This is a genomic window from Paenibacillus sp. FSL R5-0407 (genome assembly GCF_038009185.1).
In the GTDB taxonomy this organism is placed as follows: Bacteria; Bacillota; Bacilli; order Paenibacillales; family Paenibacillaceae; genus Fontibacillus; species Fontibacillus vini.
Window position 1 is genome coordinate 1,547,598 of sequence record NZ_JBBPAX010000001.1, and the last position, 20,873, is coordinate 1,568,470.

26 protein-coding genes are annotated in these 20,873 nt (G+C 51.3%); all 26 read right to left on the reverse strand.

Features of this window, described 5'->3' with window-relative positions:
• Positions 1–30 precede the first annotated feature (30 nt).
• The 26 genes from ahrC to efp all read right to left on the reverse strand — a co-directional run bounded on the left by ahrC (position 31) and on the right by efp (position 20,863).
• Positions 31–480 carry a transcriptional regulator AhrC/ArgR gene (gene ahrC, locus NYE70_RS07585; RefSeq protein WP_211019583.1) on the reverse strand — a complete coding sequence of 150 codons (450 nt, stop codon included), beginning with the start codon at positions 478–480 and terminating at the stop codon, positions 31–33.
• Entirely contained in the window at positions 477–977 is a 501-nt protein-coding gene (locus NYE70_RS07590) for a hypothetical protein (protein WP_211019584.1), read from the reverse strand. Before NYE70_RS07590 ends, ahrC begins: the two co-directional genes overlap by 4 nt.
• A 283-nt stretch (positions 978–1,260) precedes the next feature.
• Complete coding sequence (gene tnpA, locus NYE70_RS07595; RefSeq protein WP_213656720.1) at positions 1,261–1,734, reverse strand: IS200/IS605 family transposase; 474 nt, start codon at positions 1,732–1,734, stop codon at positions 1,261–1,263.
• Between the two features lie 156 nt (positions 1,735–1,890).
• The gene (locus NYE70_RS07600) at positions 1,891–2,736 is read right to left on the reverse strand and encodes a TlyA family RNA methyltransferase (protein WP_341045577.1); all 846 of its coding nucleotides are present in this window, start codon (positions 2,734–2,736) and stop codon (positions 1,891–1,893) included.
• Positions 2,737–2,867: 131 nt separating this feature from the next.
• Complete coding sequence (gene dxs / locus NYE70_RS07605) at positions 2,868–4,778, reverse strand: 1-deoxy-D-xylulose-5-phosphate synthase (RefSeq protein ID WP_211019586.1); 1,911 nt, start codon at positions 4,776–4,778, stop codon at positions 2,868–2,870.
• A 113-nt stretch (positions 4,779–4,891) separates the two neighbouring features.
• Positions 4,892–5,803 (reverse strand): polyprenyl synthetase family protein, encoded by a 912-nt coding sequence (locus NYE70_RS07610; protein ID WP_445323754.1) that lies wholly within the window; start codon positions 5,801–5,803, stop codon positions 4,892–4,894.
• Positions 5,796–6,053, reverse strand: coding sequence for an exodeoxyribonuclease VII small subunit (gene xseB, locus NYE70_RS07615; RefSeq protein WP_341045579.1), 258 nt, complete (start codon positions 6,051–6,053; stop codon positions 5,796–5,798). The genes NYE70_RS07610 and xseB overlap by 8 nt, the downstream gene beginning before the upstream one ends.
• On the reverse strand, positions 6,028–7,356 hold the full coding sequence (gene xseA / locus NYE70_RS07620; RefSeq protein WP_445323834.1) for an exodeoxyribonuclease VII large subunit: 1,329 nt from the start codon (positions 7,354–7,356) through the stop codon (positions 6,028–6,030). Before xseA ends, xseB begins: the two co-directional genes overlap by 26 nt.
• Positions 7,357–7,449: 93 nt before the next feature.
• Positions 7,450–8,307, reverse strand: a complete 858-nt coding sequence (gene folD / locus NYE70_RS07625; RefSeq protein ID WP_211019590.1) for a bifunctional methylenetetrahydrofolate dehydrogenase/methenyltetrahydrofolate cyclohydrolase FolD — start codon at positions 8,305–8,307, stop codon at positions 7,450–7,452.
• 35 nt (positions 8,308–8,342) lie between these two features.
• Entirely contained in the window at positions 8,343–8,798 is a 456-nt protein-coding gene (gene nusB / locus NYE70_RS07630; RefSeq protein ID WP_211019591.1) for a transcription antitermination factor NusB, read from the reverse strand.
• A gap of 205 nt (positions 8,799–9,003) precedes the next feature.
• Entirely contained in the window at positions 9,004–9,237 is a 234-nt protein-coding gene (locus tag NYE70_RS07635) for a DUF2273 domain-containing protein (protein WP_211019592.1), read from the reverse strand.
• Between the two features lie 11 nt (positions 9,238–9,248).
• On the reverse strand, positions 9,249–9,791 hold the full coding sequence (gene amaP, locus NYE70_RS07640; RefSeq protein WP_341045581.1) for an alkaline shock response membrane anchor protein AmaP: 543 nt from the start codon (positions 9,789–9,791) through the stop codon (positions 9,249–9,251).
• Positions 9,792–9,870: 79 nt separating this feature from the next.
• Positions 9,871–10,278 carry an Asp23/Gls24 family envelope stress response protein gene (locus NYE70_RS07645; RefSeq protein ID WP_211019594.1) on the reverse strand — a complete coding sequence of 136 codons (408 nt, stop codon included), beginning with the start codon at positions 10,276–10,278 and terminating at the stop codon, positions 9,871–9,873.
• A 128-nt stretch (positions 10,279–10,406) separates the two neighbouring features.
• Positions 10,407–11,750, reverse strand: a complete 1,344-nt coding sequence (accC, locus tag NYE70_RS07650; RefSeq protein WP_213653987.1) for an acetyl-CoA carboxylase biotin carboxylase subunit — start codon at positions 11,748–11,750, stop codon at positions 10,407–10,409.
• A gap of 59 nt (positions 11,751–11,809) precedes the next feature.
• Complete coding sequence (accB, locus tag NYE70_RS07655; RefSeq protein WP_290406145.1) at positions 11,810–12,292, reverse strand: acetyl-CoA carboxylase biotin carboxyl carrier protein; 483 nt, start codon at positions 12,290–12,292, stop codon at positions 11,810–11,812.
• A 209-nt stretch (positions 12,293–12,501) separates the two neighbouring features.
• The gene (locus NYE70_RS07660) at positions 12,502–13,314 is read right to left on the reverse strand and encodes a SpoIIIAH-like family protein (RefSeq protein ID WP_290406144.1); all 813 of its coding nucleotides are present in this window, start codon (positions 13,312–13,314) and stop codon (positions 12,502–12,504) included.
• 31 nt (positions 13,315–13,345) lie between these two features.
• Positions 13,346–13,990 carry a stage III sporulation protein AG gene (gene spoIIIAG, locus NYE70_RS07665; RefSeq protein WP_211019598.1) on the reverse strand — a complete coding sequence of 215 codons (645 nt, stop codon included), beginning with the start codon at positions 13,988–13,990 and terminating at the stop codon, positions 13,346–13,348.
• 19 nt (positions 13,991–14,009) lie between these two features.
• Positions 14,010–14,828, reverse strand: a complete 819-nt coding sequence (spoIIIAF, locus tag NYE70_RS07670; RefSeq protein ID WP_290406143.1) for a stage III sporulation protein AF — start codon at positions 14,826–14,828, stop codon at positions 14,010–14,012.
• A gap of 34 nt (positions 14,829–14,862) precedes the next feature.
• Positions 14,863–16,056 (reverse strand): stage III sporulation protein AE, encoded by a 1,194-nt coding sequence (spoIIIAE, locus tag NYE70_RS07675; protein WP_211019600.1) that lies wholly within the window; start codon positions 16,054–16,056, stop codon positions 14,863–14,865.
• Positions 16,057–16,073: 17 nt separating this feature from the next.
• Positions 16,074–16,463, reverse strand: a complete 390-nt coding sequence (gene spoIIIAD, locus NYE70_RS07680; RefSeq protein ID WP_211019601.1) for a stage III sporulation protein AD — start codon at positions 16,461–16,463, stop codon at positions 16,074–16,076.
• Between the two features lie 12 nt (positions 16,464–16,475).
• Positions 16,476–16,679, reverse strand: a complete 204-nt coding sequence (gene spoIIIAC / locus NYE70_RS07685; protein ID WP_009225775.1) for a stage III sporulation protein AC — start codon at positions 16,677–16,679, stop codon at positions 16,476–16,478.
• 60 nt (positions 16,680–16,739) lie between these two features.
• Positions 16,740–17,258, reverse strand: coding sequence for a stage III sporulation protein SpoIIIAB (spoIIIAB, locus tag NYE70_RS07690; RefSeq protein WP_211019602.1), 519 nt, complete (start codon positions 17,256–17,258; stop codon positions 16,740–16,742).
• The gene (gene spoIIIAA / locus NYE70_RS07695) at positions 17,251–18,243 is read right to left on the reverse strand and encodes a stage III sporulation protein AA (RefSeq protein ID WP_211019603.1); all 993 of its coding nucleotides are present in this window, start codon (positions 18,241–18,243) and stop codon (positions 17,251–17,253) included. Before spoIIIAA ends, spoIIIAB begins: the two co-directional genes overlap by 8 nt.
• 105 nt (positions 18,244–18,348) lie before the next feature.
• Entirely contained in the window at positions 18,349–18,615 is a 267-nt protein-coding gene (locus tag NYE70_RS07700; protein ID WP_211019604.1) for a YqhV family protein, read from the reverse strand.
• 196 nt (positions 18,616–18,811) lie between these two features.
• Positions 18,812–20,065 carry an aspartate kinase gene (locus NYE70_RS07705; RefSeq protein WP_211019605.1) on the reverse strand — a complete coding sequence of 418 codons (1,254 nt, stop codon included), beginning with the start codon at positions 20,063–20,065 and terminating at the stop codon, positions 18,812–18,814.
• Between the two features lie 240 nt (positions 20,066–20,305).
• Positions 20,306–20,863 (reverse strand): elongation factor P, encoded by a 558-nt coding sequence (efp, locus tag NYE70_RS07710; protein ID WP_211019606.1) that lies wholly within the window; start codon positions 20,861–20,863, stop codon positions 20,306–20,308.
• Positions 20,864–20,873 lie beyond the last annotated feature (10 nt).

The window sequence follows — 20,873 nt, forward strand, 5'->3', positions numbered from 1 at the left end:
CTTCGAACGCAAAAATATAGAAGGTATTACTTATGAAATGAAGTTCATGATCTGTTTGATCACGAACTGACTGTATTCCTCATCCCGGCAAATCATCAGGATCGTATCATCCCCGCATATCGTACCGAGCAAATCCGGCCATTCCATATTGTCGAGCAGGACGGCGACCGAGTTGGCTGTCCCTGGAAGGCATTTCACGACGACAAGATTGCCGGTATGATCGATATGAACAAAGCTGTCGACCAAAGCGCGTTGGAGCTTCTGAACCGGATTGTACCGCTGTGCGGTCGGCATGGAATACTTATATCTGCCGTCATCCGTCGGAACCTTGATCAGCATAAGCTCTTTAATATCCCTGGACACCGTGGCTTGGGTTACTTGAAAACCCGCATTCCTTAGCGCTTCGACCAGCTCGTCCTGGGTTTCTATTTCCTTGTTTGCTATAATCTCACGTATTTTGATATGTCTTTGACCCTTCATAACGTCCTCCATGGCCCTTCATGGGCTGATTCGTCTTCATCTTCGTCTGTCGTTAAGGCAATTTCTTTGAGGGTTCCCTGCTCACTGTCCACATACAGCAATCCCGCACACTCGGGATACAGCAGCAGATAAGGTAACAGATCTCTTCGGAGGCCGCTGCCTGTCCATTCGATGGGCAATCGTTCCCGCGCGGTTCTTACCAGATAGAATTCCCCATCTTTGACCGCGATATAGTCGATAAACAATCGGCTGTGGAGAATTTGGCCATCCACTTTAAAAGCAAGCGGTACCTTCAGCTTGTCGCTGACCACCTCATAACCGGCTGTCTCCAGCACATCTACGGCCGGATGCTCCACAATCTCCTCGTTCATCATGAATCCGATCCCGGAGCGCAAAGTAAACGGCTTGCGGACCCATGAGCGGAAACCGCGATAGCCGAGATACAGCGCGATCCCCGCAATGACAACCATCAGCAGACCGTCGGAATAATCCCCCATAACTCAATCACCTCAACTGACTTATTCGACGCAAGAATCCTCAGCTCCTGTCAATCAGAAACAATATATAGGTCAGCAATAAAGTCATGTCTCGAGATATTTATATTATAGGGGAACGCCTGTTCCGTTGGCAATATCCAAAAATCATAACCACCCGTCCAACGGGTGGTTTGCTCTTGGGGTATAACCCCCTGTTGCCAAACTGCGCCTAAAGACGCTAGCCTGACAATAAAATTGTTCAGGCTCAGTGTTTTTGTCACTTTCACTTACCAGTTAAACTGGTTTACTTCTTCTTGTTACTGTTTCTGCTGAATGGATCCTCATACTCTTTCACACTCAGTTTATCCATTGCTTGGTCATGTGCTTCTTGCTCACGTATATATTTAGCGACAGTGGCCTCATTCAAGCCTACTGTGCTGACGTAGTATCCCTCTGCCCAAAATTTCCGGTTTCCATATTTATACTTCAAGCTGGCATGCTTCTCAAATATCATCAGCGAGCTTTTTCCCTTCAGATATCCCATAAATGAAGATACTGAGATTTTTGGGGGTATCGCTACTAACATATGTACATGATCTGGCATCATGTGGCCTTCTATTATTTCTACCCCCTTGTATTTACATAAACGTTTGAAAATTTCGATTAAGTCTTTCCTTACTTGATTATAGATCTCTTTCCGTCTATACTTCGGGGTGAACACAATGTGGTATTTGCACATCCACTTCGTGTGAGCTAGACTATAGCTCTTGTTTGCCATTTAAGACCATTCCTTTCATTGTTGAGCCTGAACATCTCAATTTTATCGGAATGGTCTTGGTGGTCAAACCTTCGATCCCTCCACCCGCATAGCGGGTGGTTTTTTGTTTCGCACGCTTCGCGAGCTCAACTGGCTAAAGCCGTAATCAAAAACCCGTCATTTTGACGGGTTCGCATGAAATGTCCGCGCGGCTTCCTCAATCACGCGCCGTGACATTTCGGTTATTTGCCCCGGTCCTGTTTCGTCTGAACCCGGCTCTTCGTTCAGGCCGAAATGCGCCAAAAACTCAATGTTGCCTTCACCGCCGGTAATCGGGGAAAACGTGAGTCCTTTCAGAGCAAAACCAAGCTCCACAGCGAAACCAAGCACCGTTTCCAGCACCTCAAGATGCACTTTGGAATCGCGAACTACGCCGGATTTCCCCACCTTGTCACGTCCCGCTTCAAACTGCGGCTTGATCAACGCCGCGACATCTGCCGGCCGCTTCAGCAATTCCAGCAAGGGAGGCAGAATGATTTTCAGCGAAATAAACGAAACGTCGATGCTTGCGAAATCCGGTGTCGGCCCATCCAAATCATCGGGCGTCATATACCGGAAGTTGGTCCGTTCTTTCACATTGACGCGCTCGTCGTTCCGAAGCGACCAATCGAGCTGATTATATCCGACATCGATGGCATATACGTAATCGGCTCCGTTTTGCAGAGCGCAATCCGTAAAGCCTCCGGTCGAGGATCCGATATCGAGCATAGTCCGCCCTTTCAAATCAATGCCGAATGTTCTAAGCGCCTTTTCCAGCTTCAGCCCGCCCCTGCTCACATAGGGATGGACCGATCCTTTTACGGTTAGCGGAATATCACGGGGGACCTTTGTTCCGGCTTTCTCGATCCTCTCCGACCCGCTGAGAACGAGACCCGCCATGATCGCGGCTTTAGCCTTCTCCCTGCTTTCAAAAAAGCCCTGCTCCACAAGCAGGACATCGATACGTTCTTTGGATACAGACATCGAATTCTCCTGACTTTTCCCGGTGAAAGGAGAAACTCGCGGACGGAGAGTCCGTCTGCGAGCATTCACCATCCCTATTTTAAAAGCTGTTGAATCATTCTTGATTTATGGTTCTTCATATCTCGTTTAGCTTAAAAAGGCTTCGCTTTCTTGCCGAATGCAAACTGCTGGCCGGAGCGGTACTTAAGAACTTCACCGACAACATTCTCCGCCGTCAGACCGACTTCCTGCAATTGCTCCTTGATGCTTCCGTGTTCAATGAATCGGTCCGGAACTCCCATCAGGCTGATATCGAGACCTGAAAGTCCGTGCTCCGCATAAAATTCCAGCACCGCGCTGCCCAGACTGCCGGCTTGGGACGCCTCTTCCAGTACGATCATTTTTCCGGGACGACGAGCCAGACTCAGCAGCATGTTATCATCCAGCGGCTTCAAGAACCGGGCATTGACCACCGCGGCCTGAATGCCTTCCCGTTTCAGCATTTCGGCGGCTTCCTCAGCGACCTGAACCATCGGTCCAACAGCCATGATAACCAGCCCTTCCCCTTCGCGAAGCATTTCCCAGCTTCCGATTGGAATCGGAACCAGCTTTTCGTCCAGAGGAACACCAGGAACATTGATGCGTGGGTACCTATATGCGATCGGCCCGTCGTTGTATTCCAGAGCCGTCTTCATCATATGGCGCAGTTCATTCTCATCTTTTGGCATCATGAGTACCATGTTCGGAATGTGGCGCAAAAAGGCGATATCGAAAACGCCCTGATGCGTTTCCCCATCGGCTCCGACAAATCCTGCCCGGTCGATGGCGAACATGACATTCGCATTATGGCGGCAGATGTCATGAACGATCTGATCATATGCACGCTGCATGAAGGTGGAATACACGGCAAAGACCGGCTTCATCCCTTCCAGCGCCATCGCCGCACACATCGTGGCTGCATGTTGTTCGGCGATCCCTACATCGATCATTCGTCCAGGGAACCGCTCGCCGAATTTAACCAATCCGGAGCCCCCAGGCATAGCCGGAGTTACCGCAACGATCCGGTCATCCTGTTCGGCCAGCTCGATCAGCGTCTCCCCGAATACCTCGGTGTACATCGGATTTCCAACGGCCTTCAGCAGCTGGCCCGATTCGATTTTGTACGGGGAAGTAATCCCATGCCACTTAAAGGAATCTTCCTCCGCAGGCGTATATCCTTTACCCTTCGTAGTCAGAACATGAACGAGTACAGGGCCTTTGACATTGTTAGCCTGATTAAAAGAGTCGATAAGCCCCGGAAGATCATGCCCGTCGACCGGTCCTAAATACTTGAACCCGAGCTCTTCGAACAGCACGCCGGATACCATCAAATACTTCAGGCTGTCCTTTACTCTTTCCGCCGTTTTCGCCAGCTTGCCGCCAATGGCAGGAATCTTCTTGAGCAATTGTTCCACTTCGTCCTTCGCACGCAAATAATTGCGGTCCGAACGGATTTTGGTCAAATAATTGTGCATGGCGCCGACATTAGGGGCGATCGACATTTCATTGTCGTTCAGGATCACCATGAGATCCTTCTTTTCGTGCCCGATATGGTTCAGTGCCTCGAAGGCCATGCCTCCGGTAAGCGCTCCGTCTCCGATAACGGCTACCACTTTGTGCTGCTCACCTTTAAGATCACGAGCCAAAGCCATACCCATGGCCGCCGACAAAGAAGTGCTGCTATGACCGGCTTCCCAGACATCATGCTCACTCTCGCAGCGCTTCACGAAACCGCAAAGTCCGTTTTGCTTCCGCAGCGTATCGAAACGGTCCATCCGTCCGGTTAAAATTTTGTGCACGTAAGCCTGATGGCCTACGTCGAAAATAAACTTATCCTGCGGGCTGTTATAACAATAATGCAGCGCGATGGTCAGTTCGACCACACCCAGATTGGGAGCTAAATGTCCACCCGTGATTGAGAGCTTTTCAATTAAAAATTGGCGAATTTCGGCCGCAAGCGGAGTCAATTCCTCAATCGAACATGACTTCAAATCGCCGGGCCCTTTAATTTGCGAAAGCAGCACCCAAATTCCCCGCTTTCCTATATGGATTTCTGTCTGTGTAAGTTTAAAACATCAACTTGTTGATAATAGCCTTTATTATAGCACATGATCCGGAATTGTCGAAAATGACCCCATTAATGATCTCTCTGCAATAAATAATCGGCGATGGCCAGCAGATGATCCGGGTTCGGAATGTTACCTTCGGTTATTGCGACTTTGGCGGATCGGGTCAACCGGTCCACTTCGGCGCGAGATGCCTCCAGGCCTATAAAATAAGGATAGGTAACCTTTCCTTGCTTCACGTCGCTCTGCGTTTTTTTGCCGAGCTTGGTCTCATCGCCCACAAGATCCAGAATGTCGTCCTGAATTTGAAAAGCGAGACCGATCGAACGCCCGTAAGTTTCGAGTGCGGCGAGCTGCGTTTCCGAGGCGGACGCGATCCGGCCTCCGGCCTTCAAACAAAAGACGATGAGATCCCCGGTTTTATGCTCGTGGATATACCGAAGCTGTTCCAGATCGGTAATTCCCTGTTCCCCTTCCATGTCCGCAACCTGGCCGCCTACCATACCGGATGGTCCGGCATATACGGCAAGTTCTTCAATGATCGACAGAACGCTTTCGGCGCTGACTCCATACTGGCGCGAGGCTTGAACGACACTGTAAAAAGCATGGGTCAACAGTCCGTCACCCGCTAGGATCGCCATTGCTTCCCCGAACACCTTATGGTTCGTCAGCTTGCCGCGCCGGTAGTCATCGTCATCCATTGCCGGTAAATCATCATGGATCAGCGAGTAGGTATGTACCATTTCCACGGCGCAGGCGACGGGCAGCGCAGCCTCACGGCTCGCTCCCAGCGACTCCGCCGCGGCAACGACGAGCAACGGCCGCAGCCGTTTGCCCCCGGCCATCAGTGAGTATTGCATCGACTTCGCAAGCCGTTCAGGTACGTTCCAGGCTCCCGGCAGAAACTCCTCGAGCCGGGAACCGACCAGCCCCGAAATCTCTCCGATATAGCTTTGAATCGAAGTACCCGAAGCCTTATCCAAGCGAATCGCTCTCCTCTGCCAATGAATTGAACGGCTTCTTGGTGATCTCTCCGTCCGTTTCCACGATCATTTCGATCTTGCGCTCCACCTGTGACAGCTTCTGGCTGCATAGCTGTGACAGCTGCATACCTTTTTGGAACAGATCGATCGCCTGTTCCAACGGCACGTCTCCCCGCTCCAGTTGGGAAACGATATCTTCCAGTTGATTCATCGCCTCTTCAAAATTAAGACTCTGTTGTTCCTCCGCCATCGTCACCTGCTCCTTTCCGCATGCCCCATACTTGGCAATCCAGTTCCCCGTCGGTTACTTTCACCTTCACCATATCGCCGGGTTCCACATCATTCATCGATTTGATCAGCTTTTTGCCTTGCTCGTCATACACCAGGCTGTATCCCCTTCCCATAACCTTCAAAGGACTCAACATATCCAACTGACGGATTCCGGACGTCAGCTGCTGCGATTTGTCCCTCAGGAGGGCGGTCATCGCCTGGCGGAGCAGCCGGTCTCCTTCGCTCTGGCGACGCTTCGCGAAGAGCAAGCTCTCCTGCGGATGGTACCGCAGCAGACGCTGATGCAGCCGGCCGTGCCGGGCATCCGTCAGCTCCTTGCGGGACATCATCCGCGCCTGCAGCCGCGTCTTCAGCGTATCCAGCCGCTCCGCGTGCTGGAGCAGCGCCCGTTGCGGCTGCCGCATGGCCGGCGACTGCTGGAGCCGGCGGAGCCGCTCGCGCGCCTGAGCCAGGCGATGCTGCAGGCCCTGCTGCAGCATCTGCTCGCGTTGGCGCAGCTGCGCCTTCAGCTCGGCCGTGTGCGGCACGGCGAGCTCGGCGGCGGCGGTGGGCGTAGCGGCGCGCAAATCCGCGACGAAATCGGCGATGGTGAAGTCCGTTTCATGCCCTACGGCCGAAATGACCGGGATCTCCGATTCGTAAATCGCTCGCGCGACCGGCTCTTCATTGAACGCCCACAGCTCTTCCAGCGAGCCGCCGCCCCGGCCGACGATCAAGACGTCGGCCTCGCCGCTCTCGTTCATCGTCCGGATCGCCTTGACGATCGAAGGAGCCGCTCCCTTCCCCTGCACCAATACCGGGTACAGGACGACGGAAGCCTGCGGATAACGGCGCTGCAGCGTCGTAAGAATGTCGCGGACAGCCGCTCCGGTCGGCGATGTAATAACGCCGATCACATGCGGAAACCGCGGCAACGCCCGCTTCCGTCCCGGTGCAAACAGACCTTCGGCTTCCAGCTTGTTCTTTAATTGTTCGTAAGCCAGGTACAAACTGCCGATGCCGTCCGGCTGCATATGCGTCGCATAGAACTGGTATTGGCCGTCCCGCTCGTAAACCGTGACGTTCCCCCGGGCGATTACCCGGGAGCCTTCCTTCGGAATGAAAGGAAGCCGCCGGTTATGCGTTGCGAACATGATACTCTTGATCCGGCTGCTTTCATCCTTCAACGTAAAGTACATATGTCCGCTCGAGTGGTGCGTGAAATTCGAAATCTCGCCGCGAATCCACACCTCGGACAATAAGGTGTCCGACTCCATTTTCATCCGGATGTACCGGTTCAATTCTTTGATGGATAAAACGCGCTGTTCCACGGGGCATTCCCCCTTTCCGCTCTGGCCTGGGTCCTAATATTCTTACTAAGCCAGTCCGCCTAACCGTTTTGCCGCGATCAGCGTATTTTGCATCAGCATCGTGATCGTCATCGGTCCCACACCGCCAGGTACCGGCGTAATCGGACCGGAAACTTCCTTCACGGATTCAAAATCCACGTCGCCGGCCAGTTTGCCGTTCTCCAAACGGTTCATGCCCACATCGATAACCACAGCACCGGGCTTCACGTACGACGCGTCAACAAAGTTGGCCCGCCCGATTGCCACTACTAGAATATCCGCCTGCTGCGTCAATTCCTTCATGTTGGCCGTCCGCGAATGACACATCGTCACCGTGGCGTTCTCCCGCTGCAAAAGAAGGGATACCGGCTTGCCGACAATATTGCTGCGGCCGATAACTACGGCATGCTTTCCGGCCATTTCAATTCCTGTCCGCTTGATGAGTTCAATCACTCCTGCCGGTGTACACGGCAGCAGGCTGTCGTCCCCGATCACGAGGTTTCCGACGTTCACTGGATGGAAGCCGTCTACGTCTTTTTCCACAGCAATCGCATTGATCACGGACTTCTCATCTATATGGTTAGGCAGCGGCAATTGCACGAGTATGCCGTGAATATTGTCTTGGCGGTTAAGCTTGTCCACAAGAGCCAACAACTCTTCTTGGGTCGTCGATGCAGACAGACGATGAACCTCCGAGTAATAGCCGAGGTCATGACATGCCTTCTCTTTATTCCGGACATATACCTGAGAAGCCGGATCTTCCCCGACGAGAACAACCGCGAGACCAGGGGTTAATCCCTGCTTCGTCAGAAGCTCGACCTCGCCGCGAAGCGCTCCCCGGATCTCTTCCGAAACTTGTTTACCGTTAATGAGTGGTGCTGACATGATATCCTCTCCTTTTATGGCTTGTTTATATATGTTTAGATCTTGGCCTTAAGCTGATCCAGGTCCTGTATCATCTTACCGAGCACACCGTTGACAAATTTGCCGGACTCCGTTGTACCGAAATGTTTGGCAAGCTCAATCGCTTCATTCACCGCTACTTTCCCGGGAACATCATCACGGAAAATCATTTCATACACGGCTTGACGGAGTACTTGACGATCAACCTTGGACAAGCGGCTGATTTGCCAGCCTTTCAAATAATCGGACAACAGTCCGTCGATCGCTTCCTTCCGGCTCCACGTTCCGTTCACGAGCTCCAAAATGAAATCCTTGGCTTTAGCCCCGGTCAAATCGGTAACCTCGACTTCTCCCTCATTCTCGCCGGCCGCTTCGGCCAACAGCATCGTCACCGCTTCCTCAGCTTCAACCTCGTTCATTTCCATATGATACAAACTTTGCACCGCAATTTCTCTCGCCAATCTCCGTTTCATGGACTGCCTCCTTGATTAAGTTGAACCTATCTTAATGATGAGCCAAAAACGCTTGGATCATCACAATTTCCTTATTTTAAAAAGATGAGCCTTCTGAAAATTTACAACGGCCTTCATTACGCAAAAAAACCTGTAACATGCTCTCTCCACAAAACGGGCAAGATGAAGACGGTGCTCTTTTTCCGGAGAAAGCATATCACAGGAATCATTTAAATGGGCGCCAGCGCGAAGCCAGCCAGTTCTTCAGTTCCCCCCATGGCAAGAAGGACCCTTGGTCCAAATCCTTGTACTTGCCGACGGTATACCCGACAAACAGTAAGAGGGCGCAGAACATCATGTTCCAAAATCCGAAAAACAGATAGATCGGGCATAAAAACACGGCCGCCGCCAGCCCGAGCAGGCGCCCCCTGTGACTCTCCCACAACTGCTTCCAAAACACGGCGCTTCCCCCTATTCAACCCGGCTTTTCATGACAGGCGACTGGACAAGGTTCGCAATATACACCGACACATAAGACACCGGTATCCCCGTAATTTCCTCTACATGATCATGAACTTGCTTTTGCACTTCTTCGGTCAAGGCCGGTATGGAAGAATCGCCGTCAACCATCGCCCGGACCATAATGTCCAGACCCGCTTCCGTAATCCGGATTCTCGTTTTCACTTCACGGATGCCACGTACGCGGGATGCCGCTTTATAGGACAGATTCTCGATCGTCTCGGTGGAAATCTGAATATCGCCGTATTCGGTCCGCTGATCAATCGACGTAAGCGAGCGCCGGTCGCGGCGAATTGAAATGTAGAAGAACCGGATGCTGATTAAGAAGAGGATCGCAGAAACCACAATTGTCGCAATAAAAAGACCTTTGTCTTCCTCCAGACTGCTTAGGGAAAAAGGTACCATATCCGTAAGCAGAAGGATGGCTAATACGGATAGTATTGCGATACTCAAGCTGTATACAAACAGCAGAAGTCTGTCCAAAATTTTGGCCACGACGGGAACAGCCCCCTTATCAAATGTCTGAAACTATAGTAAACCCCTGACGCGGAGGTCGGGGGTTTGGTGCCAGGTATTATTTCACCCGATGGCTCAATTCAATTTCTTCGTTACGTTCCGCTGCTTTGAAAATAACGTCATGAATATGTACGTTGACTTCCACCACAGTCAGCCCGGTCATTGTTTCAATAGAACGCTTGACGTTAAGCTGGATTTCCGTAGCCACTTCAGGCAGCCTGTGACCGTATTCTACGATAACGGATACATCGACGGCCGCTTCTTTCTGGCCTACTTCCACTTTGACGCCTTTGGACAAATTCTTCCGTCCGAGCAGCTCGACAATGCCGCCGGCAAAGCCGCCGCTCATGCCCGCTACACCTTTTACTTCGACGGTGGCCAGACCTGCAATTACTTCAATCACTTCAGGTGCGATTTGAATCTCGCCGATCTCTGTCCGTTCGAATTCCGTAGGTAAAGAACTCATTCTATCATCCGCCTCTCAATAAGTATGACGCTCCCTTTATAGCTCTCAATTTTACAGCTAAAGACCGCGCACTTATTATAAATACTATATCATTTCGGGGTCATTATGACAAACCGGAAGACTTGTTTCTAAATCTCGTGTTCTTCCAAAAATTTAATGTCAAAATCCCCTTTTAGGAACACGGGATGCTCCAGCAATTTCTGATGGAACGGAATGGTGGTATGAATTCCCTCAATGGCGAATTCGGCCAAAGCCCGCTTCATTTTGGCAATCGCTTCTTCCCGGGTAGCTCCCCATACGATCAGCTTCGCGATCATGGAATCATAGTATGGCGAGATGGTATATCCCGGATAAGCCCCACTGTCAACACGAACGCCCGGTCCGCCAGGAGCGAGGTAAAATCCGATTTTGCCCGGAGAAGGCATGAAATTGCGGGAAGGATCCTCCGCATTGATCCGGCATTCGATCGACCAGCCGTTCAGCTTGACTTCGTCCTGTGTAAAGGAAAGCGGATTGCCTTCGGCAACCGAAATCATCTCCTGGATAAGGTCGATTCCAGTGACCATTTCCGTAACGGGATGCTCAACCTGGATCCGCGTATTCATTTCCATGAAGTAGAACTGGCCGTCCGGACCAAGCAGAAACTCAAGCGTACCCGCACCGGAGTAATTTACCGCCAGCGCCGCCCGTACGGCAGCTTCGCCCATTTCTTTACGCTTTTCGGGAGAGAGCACCGGACAAGGGGCTTCTTCGACCAGTTTCTGGCGACGTCGCTGCACGGAGCAGTCCCGTTCGCCAAGATAAGCGGCATTCCCGTGCTTATCGGCTATAATTTGAATCTCGACATGCTTCATACCCGTCAAAAATTTCTCCAGGTAGACACCGGCATTGCCAAACGCTTTTTGTGCCTCTTGTTGAGCCGTCGTGATCTGCTTGACCAGCGACTCCTCATCCTCGGCAATACGAATGCCTTTACCGCCGCCACCGGCCGTAGCTTTAATGATGACCGGATAACCGATTTCGCGGGCTACCGCCATCGCTTGGTCCAGATCGTCAACCAATCCGTCGGAGCCCGGAATGACCGGAACGTTCGCTTCCTTCATCGTCTGCTTCGCCACCGCTTTATCACCCATTTTGGTGATCGCTTCGGGAGACGGACCGATAAAGGTGATGTTGCAGGAGCCGCAAATTTCCGCGAAGTCCGCATTTTCAGCCAAAAATCCGTAACCCGGATGGATGGCGTCGCATTCCGTCAACGTGGCCACGCTCATCAGATTCGTAAAGTTCAGGTAGCTGTCCTTTGATAAGGTCGGGCCGATGCAGTACGCTTCGTCCGCGAGCCGGACATGGAGAGAATCCTTGTCCGCTTCTGAGTATACCGCGACGGAGGAAATCCCCAGCTCGCGGCATGCACGAATAATTCGAACCGCAATTTCGCCGCGGTTCGCAATCAGTATTTTATGAAATTTCACTAGTTCCCATCCTCCTTGAAAGCTAACCGCGCTTCATTAAGCAGCCGCAGGTACGCAAATTACTCCGGCTTCACCAGAAAGAGAGGCTGTCCGTATTCGACGAGTTGTCCGTTCTCTACGAGAATATCGGTAATTTCGCCTTTGATTTCGGCTTCCAGTTCGTTCATCAGCTTCATCGCCTCAATAATACAAACCGTCGTTTTCTCGCCTACCTTATCTCCGATGTTCACAAACGCATTAGCGTCTGGAGATGCTGCCCGGTAGAACGTTCCAACCATTGGGGACACAATCGTATGTAGGTTTGCTGCCTTTTCCCCAGGACTTACAGCTGCTTCGGGCTCTGTAATTACTGCCAGAGCCGATACCGCCGGTACTGCTGTAGGCGCGGTTCCGGAAACAACCGTCGGCTGCACTTGGACCAATTCGGTCTTGATAGGCTTCCGAATGCATAGACGAGCGCCTTCGTTCTCAATTTCAAGTTCTTGCACGGACGTTTTGTCCAACAGTTCAATCAATTCCTTGATTTCATCCAATTTAAACATGTGCTTTTTCACTCCTTCAGCTTTTTCAAACAAAGCCTTGGCCTTCTCAAATCAAACATTTTGAAGTAACCCATCACTTAACTTTATGTATTATATCACAATCGACTAAAATGGAAAGAGTCCAAGATTTCCTTGGACTCTTCTCCATACGACACGGTTTTCGCATGTCGCCATTATTCGATATTCTTGTATTTACCGCCCAATGTTCACTATTGCGTTATATATTGGACACTGACTTTATCTTGGGAAACGCCGAGTTCCTTGATAACCAGGTCCATAATGCCTACTGCGTCTTTAGCCTCCAATTTTTCGCTAACGACAAGCACTTTATATTTGTTATCCGTTTCTTCGACAACGGCATTCGCGTATTTTTGTTGTAATTTTTCTTCGATCGAATATATTTTTTCTTCTCGTTCTTCTAATGCACTGAGTTCTTTTTGAGCCATAGCCGCTTCTTCCAGCGTTTTGCTTCCGTCATTGATCGCTTGCACCAATTCATCCTGCTTTTTCATGTTCTCGGCATTACGCTGGAACTGATAAGCGGTCAGAGAATCTGTCGCAGTTACCCCCTGCGTTTCCAGCTGCTTCAGCACATCTTCATCACCGGTGCCCGTATTTCCGGCAGTGGAGGAATCGCCATCTTTCCCAGCCGCTTCTTCCTTTTTGCCATCCGATTCTTTTACGGCACTGTCTTTGCCTGGATCTGAGCTATCGGCAGTTTTTTCAGTGTCTGGAGCGCCCCCGGAATTTGCAACAGGATCCGTGGCGGCTTCTTCGTCCGTGATAACCGGGCTTTGCTCGCCATCGGTAACGACTTCCGAAAGAATCACTTCTCCATCTTGGCCTAAGCCGCTGTCAGTTACTGTTTCCTGAGTCATCCCCTTATCCATGGTGGACACCTGTTTGCCGTCGGCTGCCTGATTTTTCGCCGGGCTGTCCTCGGTGAAGAGATAGTATGCGGATAAAACCACCATCAAACTAAGCATAGATACCAGCCATACCGTTTGTCTTTTCGATCTCATTGAATATTCCTCCTAATAAATAGATTGGATATTATTGCGCTTGCTTCCGCGGAACGACGGAAATCCGGTAAGCCGGAACATTCAGTCCTTTCTCGACGGCATCGACAATCAATGCTTTGACGGTCTTGTTTTCGGCGCCCCTGGCAACAATCAGCACCCCTCGGACCTTAGGTTTAATCTTCTTTGTTACGATGGGCTGTTCATTCCCGGAGGCGTCGTAAGTGACGATTTGGCCATCGCGGGAGTACTGAGTGACATTTCGTTTCCCACCGTCCGCGTCAGTCTCCTCCGTCATTTCCTGGGTATCTTTCATATTGCGCTGGACGATGATCTCTTCCGTGGAATCGATCGTGACCATCACATCGACTGCGCCGACGCCAACGATCTTTTCCAATATCTCTTTCGTTTTGCTTTCCAAGGAAAGTTCAATTTTTGAGAAGGAGCTATCATCCGGACTGCCCCCGGCAAAGGTTGAATCCGGCATTTCCTGCATAACCGGAGGCTCTCTCCCCTCCCCGCCGGGCTCCACCCGTTTCACATTGACAAAAGAATTGAACAGCATGATCGCCAGCCCTATCAGGCCTACGATCAGCAGCAAACGAAAAGTCTGGCTCCGTTTTTTACCATCAGCGCCTTTGCCGATCCATTGCTCCAGTTTCTTAAGCCATCCCGGCATCAGCCTCACCCCCTTTACGTTATTTCCAGTTTTCACTCTTTACGGTAACGAATTCCGGGGATATCCCCCATTCCCGATACAGCAGCTCTTCGACCTTCCCTTCCAGGATGGACTGGAGTTGCCGCTGCTCGAGCTGATCTTCACGGTTCGATGATATGGCGTTTTCCGTTTCGGCCATTGCCTCGCTGGCCTGAATATCATCGCTTTCTGTCACTGGATCCAAATTCTTGCTATCACTTGGATTGACGGACCCCTCGGAACCACCGTCAATATCCACTTTCACTTTCTCAACGGGCTGTATCTCGATTTTTCGGCTTTCCTCGGCTTCGGCCTGCTCCGATCCTTCCGAGACCTCTCTCATGACGACTTCCACTTGCTTAATAGAAGGCCCGGTCCCTTCCGTTTTTGTGTCAGCATCCTTCTTTGAAGCAGCCTTCTCTTCCGTCAAAGTAACCGTCACCCGTTCCACCGGCTGTCCCGTTGTCCGCTCTATCTGTTCCTTCATTTGCCTCGCAGCCTCTTCGCCCGCCCACTGCAGGGCTTCCGCTTCTTGTTGCTTTCTAAGCTGCTCTCCCTGTAGAAGGATTGCTTCTGTGCTGTTTGCAGTATTCCCGCCGTCCTGGTCGCTCCAGCTGCCCGCAAATGCGGTTTCAATCTTCTGCTTCGCGTCGGAGGAGAAGATTCGCAGGACCGGAGACAGCAGGGTCAACAAGATCAGCAAGCTGACCACAAATTTTACATACCGTTCCATCGCGCGGTTCGGTAACAGCAAATCGATAAACACCGCGATCAAAACTACGATTATAATTTCTTTCAGCCATTCCGCTAGAAAGTCCACTCCACATTCACATCCTCGCCCGAACTTTTCCGGGTCATCTCATCATCACCGTGACATTGCCGGCCGTAAGCATGATCGTAATCGCCAGAAAAAACATCATTCCCACCGCCGCCAGCGCCGCAAACACGTAAAGCATGCTTTTTCCTATCGTCTCGAGGCAGGTTACGATCGGCGATCCTCCCAGCGGCTGCATAACGGCGGCCGATAGATTGAAAATTAGCGCCAGCGTAAGGATTTTGATCGCCGGGAAGGCGCAGAGGAATAGCAGGATGATCACTCCGACAAGCCCGATGGAGTTCTTGACAAGAAGGGAAGCTGAGATAACGGTATCCGTTGCATCCGCAAATACTTTACCTACCACCGGAACAAAATTGCCGGTAAGATACTTAGCTGTTCTCAGTGTGACGCCATCGGCTACAGAACCCGTAATGCCCTTGACCGAGATCACTCCCAGAAACACCGTCAGCAATATGCCGAGCAATGCCATCGCTATGGTCCGCAGCATGTTGGCGAGCTGAGTCAGCTTATATTTGTCGGACAAGGAGCTCACGATGTGAAGCACAGCAGAGAAGAACAACATCGGAAACACGACGGAGTGAACTACCGTGCCGACGGTATGCACCATGAAGACGACAAGCGGATGTGTTACCGACACGGTCACCACATTTCCCATGGAAGCCAGCAGCGTGAACAATAGAGGGACCATCGCCATCATAAAGTCGATCATGCCGGTAATCGCACCGGTAGCGTACTTTATCGCTACATTAAAGCTGTTTATGGCCAAAACAAGAATGACCATGTAGCAGATCGAATAGGCTATCTTGCTGACCTGATTGCGTTCGAAAGCGGATTGGAGCGTTTCGAGAATCATGCTGAATACGGAGAGGAGGACGATCGTCACGAGAATGTGTCCGTTATACAGCACCTCCTGCCACATGTAGCGCAGCAACCCCGTCAATCCCGACTGCACCGAAAAACCTTGATCCTGAGAAAAGAGCATATCCATAAAGGAAGGCATGTTCCCGTCCGGGAAGAACCCGCCGTAATCTTTCATCAAACTCTGCCAGTACGTCTCCACCTGATCGGTGGGAAGTTCCTCCGCCTGGCGCTGCATCCAATCCCCGGCCGGACCTTCAGCCATCGCCCGGACGGGCGTCCAGAGAAGCAGAAAGCCGAAGATAATCAGGAACATTGTTTTCAGCCGCCATTCGGAATCCTTCGTTTTCATTCTTGTCCCACCTTCGCTTAAGCCGGCAACAGTTTGATGACTGTCTCGATAATGATGCTAATAATCGGAATGGCCAAAACCATAATTAACACTTTGCCTGCCAGCTCGATTTTGGAGGCGATGCTTTCCTGTCCGGCGTCTCTCACGATTTGCGCTCCGAATTCTGCGATATAGGCAATACCGATGATTTTTAGAATTGTCTTCAGGTAAATCATCTGTACTCCTGAAGATTCCGCGAGATGTTCCAGCACTTCAATAATTCCGCCAATCTTGCCGATCAGGTACATGAATATATAAATGCCGGTGCATGCGGCGATCAAGAAAGCGAACAACGGCTTTTGTTCTTTAATGACCAGGATCAGCACCGTCGCTACGAGTCCAAGTCCTACGATCTGAATCATTTCCACGGTTTATATCACCTACTGGAACAGGAAGATCGATTTTATTTCCTGAAACAGGCTGTCGAGCAGCCGGATGACCATAAACAGTACGACCACGAAACCGATCAGTGTCACCCAATGGGCCATGTCTTCCTTGCCCATCTGCTTCAGTACGGTGTGAATCATGGCGATAATGATTCCGATGCCCGCGATTTGAAAAATGGCGTTCACTTCTATGTTCATTGATTTGGCACCTCGCTATCATATTCACAGGCGATAACAGGAGTAGGGAGGGTTGAGGATTTAGTAGAACAAAATGACGATGAACGCTCCGCACAGCAGCCCCAGGCTTTTGAACATTTTTTCATAGCGGTTTTGCTCTTCCCGTGCCGCAGCTTCCTCGCTTTCCAGTTGACGGACCGCAGTCGCGATGTGACCGAGCTGGTCCTTCCGGTCGCTTGTTCCTAAGGTGAAGCTCAGTTGGTTCAGCACATCCTTCTCCGCCGCTTTCATTGCCGTATACTTCCAGTTGCTCTCAATGGCGGCCTGAAGACTGTCCTGCGCCGTCCGGTTGAACGGCGGATTCATGTCGGTGGAAGCCCCGGTGAAGATCGACTTGATCGGATCACCGCTCTGTTCCCCGATGCGCTGGAGCGCGTCAGGCAGAGGCGTAAAGCCGTACATGATCTCCGTCTGAAGACGCCGGAGCGCCAGAATCAGCTTGCGGATCTGGGTAGGCCGGTTCGCATACTGCCGGGCCTGAATCCAGCCGGAGAGCGTGGCTGCCGTTATGACTAGGACAGCTCCCAGAATTTTAAGCATGATCTTCCCTGCCCTTCCATTCCGGATCCTGCACCCTTCTCCTCTTTCCGTCCCAAAGGCGGAAAGCCATTCCGCGCTCACTTCGCCTCACCACGGCGTACATCTGGAAGAAAGAGGCCTCGAACAGTTTCGACAGGGCGGGGCGGGAAGCCAGATCCTCGATGCTTGAGCCATGCGCCGTGGCGATGACCCGAACTCCGGCGTGAAGCGCTTCGGCCAACGCTTCCGCATCTTCCGGCCGTCCCACCTCGTCCACAATCAGTACGTCCGGCGACATAGAACGGATCATCATCATGATGCCTTCCGCTTTCGGACAGCCATCCATGACATCCGTCCTCGGTCCGACATCGAAGCTCGGCACTCCCCGCTTGCTTCCCGCAATTTCGGAGCGCTCGTCGATGACCGCAACCTTGAGGCCGGGCCACTTCGCTTCGGAGTGTCCCCAGGTTCCGCTGCTGATTTGGCGTGCCAAATCTCGGATCAGGGTCGTTTTTCCGTGCTGGGGAGGGGATAGAATCAAGGTGTGAAATACACTGTGTTGTTTAAAATCCAGAAGATGCGGCATCATGGGATCGGCGATCCCTCGGATTTCCCGCGCTATCCGGATATTGAATCCGCTAATATCCCGGAGGTGCTCCACCTTGCCCCCGCTTAAGACAGTCCTGCCAGCCAGTCCGATCCGATGCCCGCCCGCGATGGTGATAAAGCCCTTGCGCAGCTCTTCTTCCATCGTGTAGAGCGAATGATTCGTAATCAGATCCAGCAGCCGGTTTCCGTCCTGCTTCCCCGGAATGAAAGCGGCGCCGGGCTCACGGGTCATTCCTCCCTCTGGAGTCACAAAATAGTAACGTCCGCCGGCGTTCACTTCAAGCGGGCGCCCCTCCCGGATTCGAACCTCCTCCAGACCTGCGTACAGACTGGGCGGAAGCTTGGCCAGCAGGACGCGGAGATTGTCGGGAAATACGGTTAGCCAGCTTTGGTCCATAGGCGTACCCCCAAACCTTCTTTCTCGTAAATCAAAATGTGTAATCATTCTCTGGGTTATACATCATATTTATGCTTGTACTTCATGTTTATGACGGTAAATCTATCATTTCTTCAAAATGCCGATTAAGAGACACGCGACGCCGCAGCCGATCCATATCATTTTCCCCCAGGAGAGCTTATCCGCCATGCCGGCCAGCCCGATCGAGGTCGTAATAATCAAAACGCTAGGACCAACAAAAGCTAGTGCGGAGTTTACCGCAAGCGCTTTGTCGACACGCCCCAATTTCAGCATGAGCAGTGCGGCCAATATTTCGATGGTCCCCGAGAATATTCGGAGCGAAGCCATGCCGGTTACGAATTTATCAAGCATAATAACCTCCTTCTTGTCCCTATGTGCTCTTATATCGATATGCCCGAGCCCCCCATTTTATTTCTATTAGTATGCAGCGCTCCTGCCAGAATCCAAGAAAAGAGAGTCTAAACAAAAAAAGCTGTTCCTTGAAGCGGAATACCGCTTAAAGGAACAGCTTTACTCTAGTTATTAAATTGAAGAAAAACTCCGGTAATTACCGGCGGTCCTGTGGGCCGCCCACAAATACTTGGCTTTCCGTATCGAGACCATAGGCAGTATGAAGCGCCTTAACGACTTCATGCAGTTTGTTTCCTTCAATGACGCAGGACACTTTGATTTCCGAGGTGCTGACCATTTTAATGTTTACACCCTCTTTGGAAATGACGTCGAACATTTGAGCGGCCACGCCAGGGTGGCTTACCATGCCGGCGCCGACGATCGACACTTTTACCAGATTGTCTTCGGAAGTCACTTCCTGGAACGGCAGCTCTCCGCGAATACCGCTCAATACGTTCAGCGCCTTCTCACGGTCGGACAGTGCCACAGTGAAGCTGAAATCCGCTTTTCCGTCCGTAACGCCGCTCTGTACGATAATATCGACGTCGATTTTAGCTTCGGCAAGAGATCCGAATACTTTGGCTAGTACGCCAGGTACGTGGGACACGCCGAGAATGCTGATCCGGGCTACATTTTTATCGTAAGCAATACCGCTGACAACTACACCTTGTTCCATATTGACTTCCTCCTTGACTACTGTACCTTCATTATGGTTAAAGCTGGAGCGAACGATGAGGCAAACCTGATTATGCTTGGCATACTCCACCGCACGGGGATGGAGGACCGCCGCCCCCAGGTTAGCCAGTTCAAGCATTTCATCATAAGAAATTTCATCCAGCTTGCGAGCATTCTTAACAATTCTGGGATCTGTGGAATAAATACCGTCGACGTCCGTATAAATCTCGCAGAAATCTGCATTTGTCGCCGCCGCAAGGGCTACGGCCGTCGTATCGGAGCCGCCGCGGCCGAAGGTGGTGATCTCTCCGTCTTCCGTCATGCCCTGAAAACCGGCCACGACCACAATGTTGCCTTCTTCCAGCGCACGAATGACGCGTTCTGGCCGGATATCCGTAATCCGGGCTTTCCCATGTTCTGATTCTGTGCGGAATCCCGCCTGCCAGCCCGTAAACGACATAGCTTTCTTGCCAAGCTGATGAATCGCAATCGACAGCAGCGCGATCGAGATTTGCTCGCCCGTCGTCATCAGCATATCCATTTCCCTCAAAGGAGGCTCATTATTCAGCAGTTTTGCCTGGTCGATCAGGTCGTCCGTGGTGTCTCCCATAGCGGAGACTACTACGATCACCTGATGTCCTTCCTCTTGTTTAGCCACGACGCGTTTGGCGACGCGCTGCATCCGCTCCGTATCCCCAACAGAGCTTCCTCCGAATTTCATTACATATAAAGCCAAATCGGACCCTCCCTAATATGCTCATCCTATCCTGCAAGCTTAACCTGCGGGTTTCTTTGCATTTTTCTATCGTAACGCTTTAACCCAGTATAATACGAAAGCCCGGAAAGAAGTCAATGCTTTTGATGACAATACAATAAAACTTCGGAATATAGAAAAAATTCCCCCACCCGAAAAGGATGGAGGACGGCGCCGGAACATAAGTCCTGTATAATTCCGGCAGACCTGCCGAACTTACGGCTATGCGCGGGAAATATATTTTCCTTCGCGGGTATCGATCAGCAGCACATCGTCTTCATTAATGAAGAGCGGCACCTGAACGTTAAGTCCAGTTTCAACCTTGGCGTTCTTGGTAGCCCCTGTTGCGGTATTGCCTTTAATCCCCGGCTCGGTTTCCACGACGCGCAGCTCAACGCTGTTCGGCAAGTTGATACCGAGAATCTCGCCTTGGTAGCTGACGATCTTCACGTTCATGTTTTCCTTCAAGAAGTTCAGTTCCCATTTCAGTTGTTCTTCCGACAACGTGAACTGGTCATAGGTTTCGTTATCCATGAATGCATGGTCTTGACCACTGGCATACAGATACTGTACGTCACGGTTCTCAATCAACGCACGCCCGATCGTTTCGCCTGCACGGAACGTTTTCTCTACTGTGTTGCCGTTACGGAGATTTTTCAATTTGGAGCGAACGAAAGCCGCACCCTTACCTGGTTTAACATGCTGGAAATCGAGAACTGTAAAAATATCGCCGTCTACCTCAACGGTTAAGCCTGTTTTAAAGTCGTTTACTGAAATCACTAAAAGAACC

Coding starts and splice junctions, on each gene's coding strand:
- folD (WP_211019590.1), bottom strand. CDS start 8,307: ATGTCAGCACCACTCATTAACGGTAAACAAGTTTCGGAAGAGATCCGG.
- NYE70_RS07600 (WP_341045577.1), bottom strand. CDS start 2,736: ATGTCTGTATCCAAAGAACGTATCGATGTCCTGCTTGTGGAGCAGGGC.
- xseB (WP_341045579.1), bottom strand. CDS start 6,053: ATGGCGGAGGAACAACAGAGTCTTAATTTTGAAGAGGCGATGAATCAA.
- spoIIIAC (WP_009225775.1), bottom strand. CDS start 16,679: ATGAACATAGAAGTGAACGCCATTTTTCAAATCGCGGGCATCGGAATC.
- spoIIIAB (WP_211019602.1), bottom strand. CDS start 17,258: ATGCTTAAAATTCTGGGAGCTGTCCTAGTCATAACGGCAGCCACGCTC.
- NYE70_RS07645 (WP_211019594.1), bottom strand. CDS start 10,278: ATGAGTTCTTTACCTACGGAATTCGAACGGACAGAGATCGGCGAGATT.
- ahrC (WP_211019583.1), bottom strand. CDS start 480: ATGAAGGGTCAAAGACATATCAAAATACGTGAGATTATAGCAAACAAG.
- tnpA (WP_213656720.1), bottom strand. CDS start 1,734: ATGGCAAACAAGAGCTATAGTCTAGCTCACACGAAGTGGATGTGCAAA.
- spoIIIAE (WP_211019600.1), bottom strand. CDS start 16,056: ATGAAAACGAAGGATTCCGAATGGCGGCTGAAAACAATGTTCCTGATT.
- NYE70_RS07700 (WP_211019604.1), bottom strand. CDS start 18,615: ATGCTTGATAAATTCGTAACCGGCATGGCTTCGCTCCGAATATTCTCG.
- NYE70_RS07660 (WP_290406144.1), bottom strand. CDS start 13,314: ATGAGATCGAAAAGACAAACGGTATGGCTGGTATCTATGCTTAGTTTG.
- xseA (WP_445323834.1), bottom strand. CDS start 7,356: ATGAAAATGGAGTCGGACACCTTATTGTCCGAGGTGTGGATTCGCGGC.
- NYE70_RS07590 (WP_211019584.1), bottom strand. CDS start 977: ATGGGGGATTATTCCGACGGTCTGCTGATGGTTGTCATTGCGGGGATC.
- spoIIIAA (WP_211019603.1), bottom strand. CDS start 18,243: ATGGACCAAAGCTGGCTAACCGTATTTCCCGACAATCTCCGCGTCCTG.
- spoIIIAG (WP_211019598.1), bottom strand. CDS start 13,990: ATGCCGGGATGGCTTAAGAAACTGGAGCAATGGATCGGCAAAGGCGCT.
- nusB (WP_211019591.1), bottom strand. CDS start 8,798: ATGAAACGGAGATTGGCGAGAGAAATTGCGGTGCAAAGTTTGTATCAT.
- accB (WP_290406145.1), bottom strand. CDS start 12,292: ATGTTTAAATTGGATGAAATCAAGGAATTGATTGAACTGTTGGACAAA.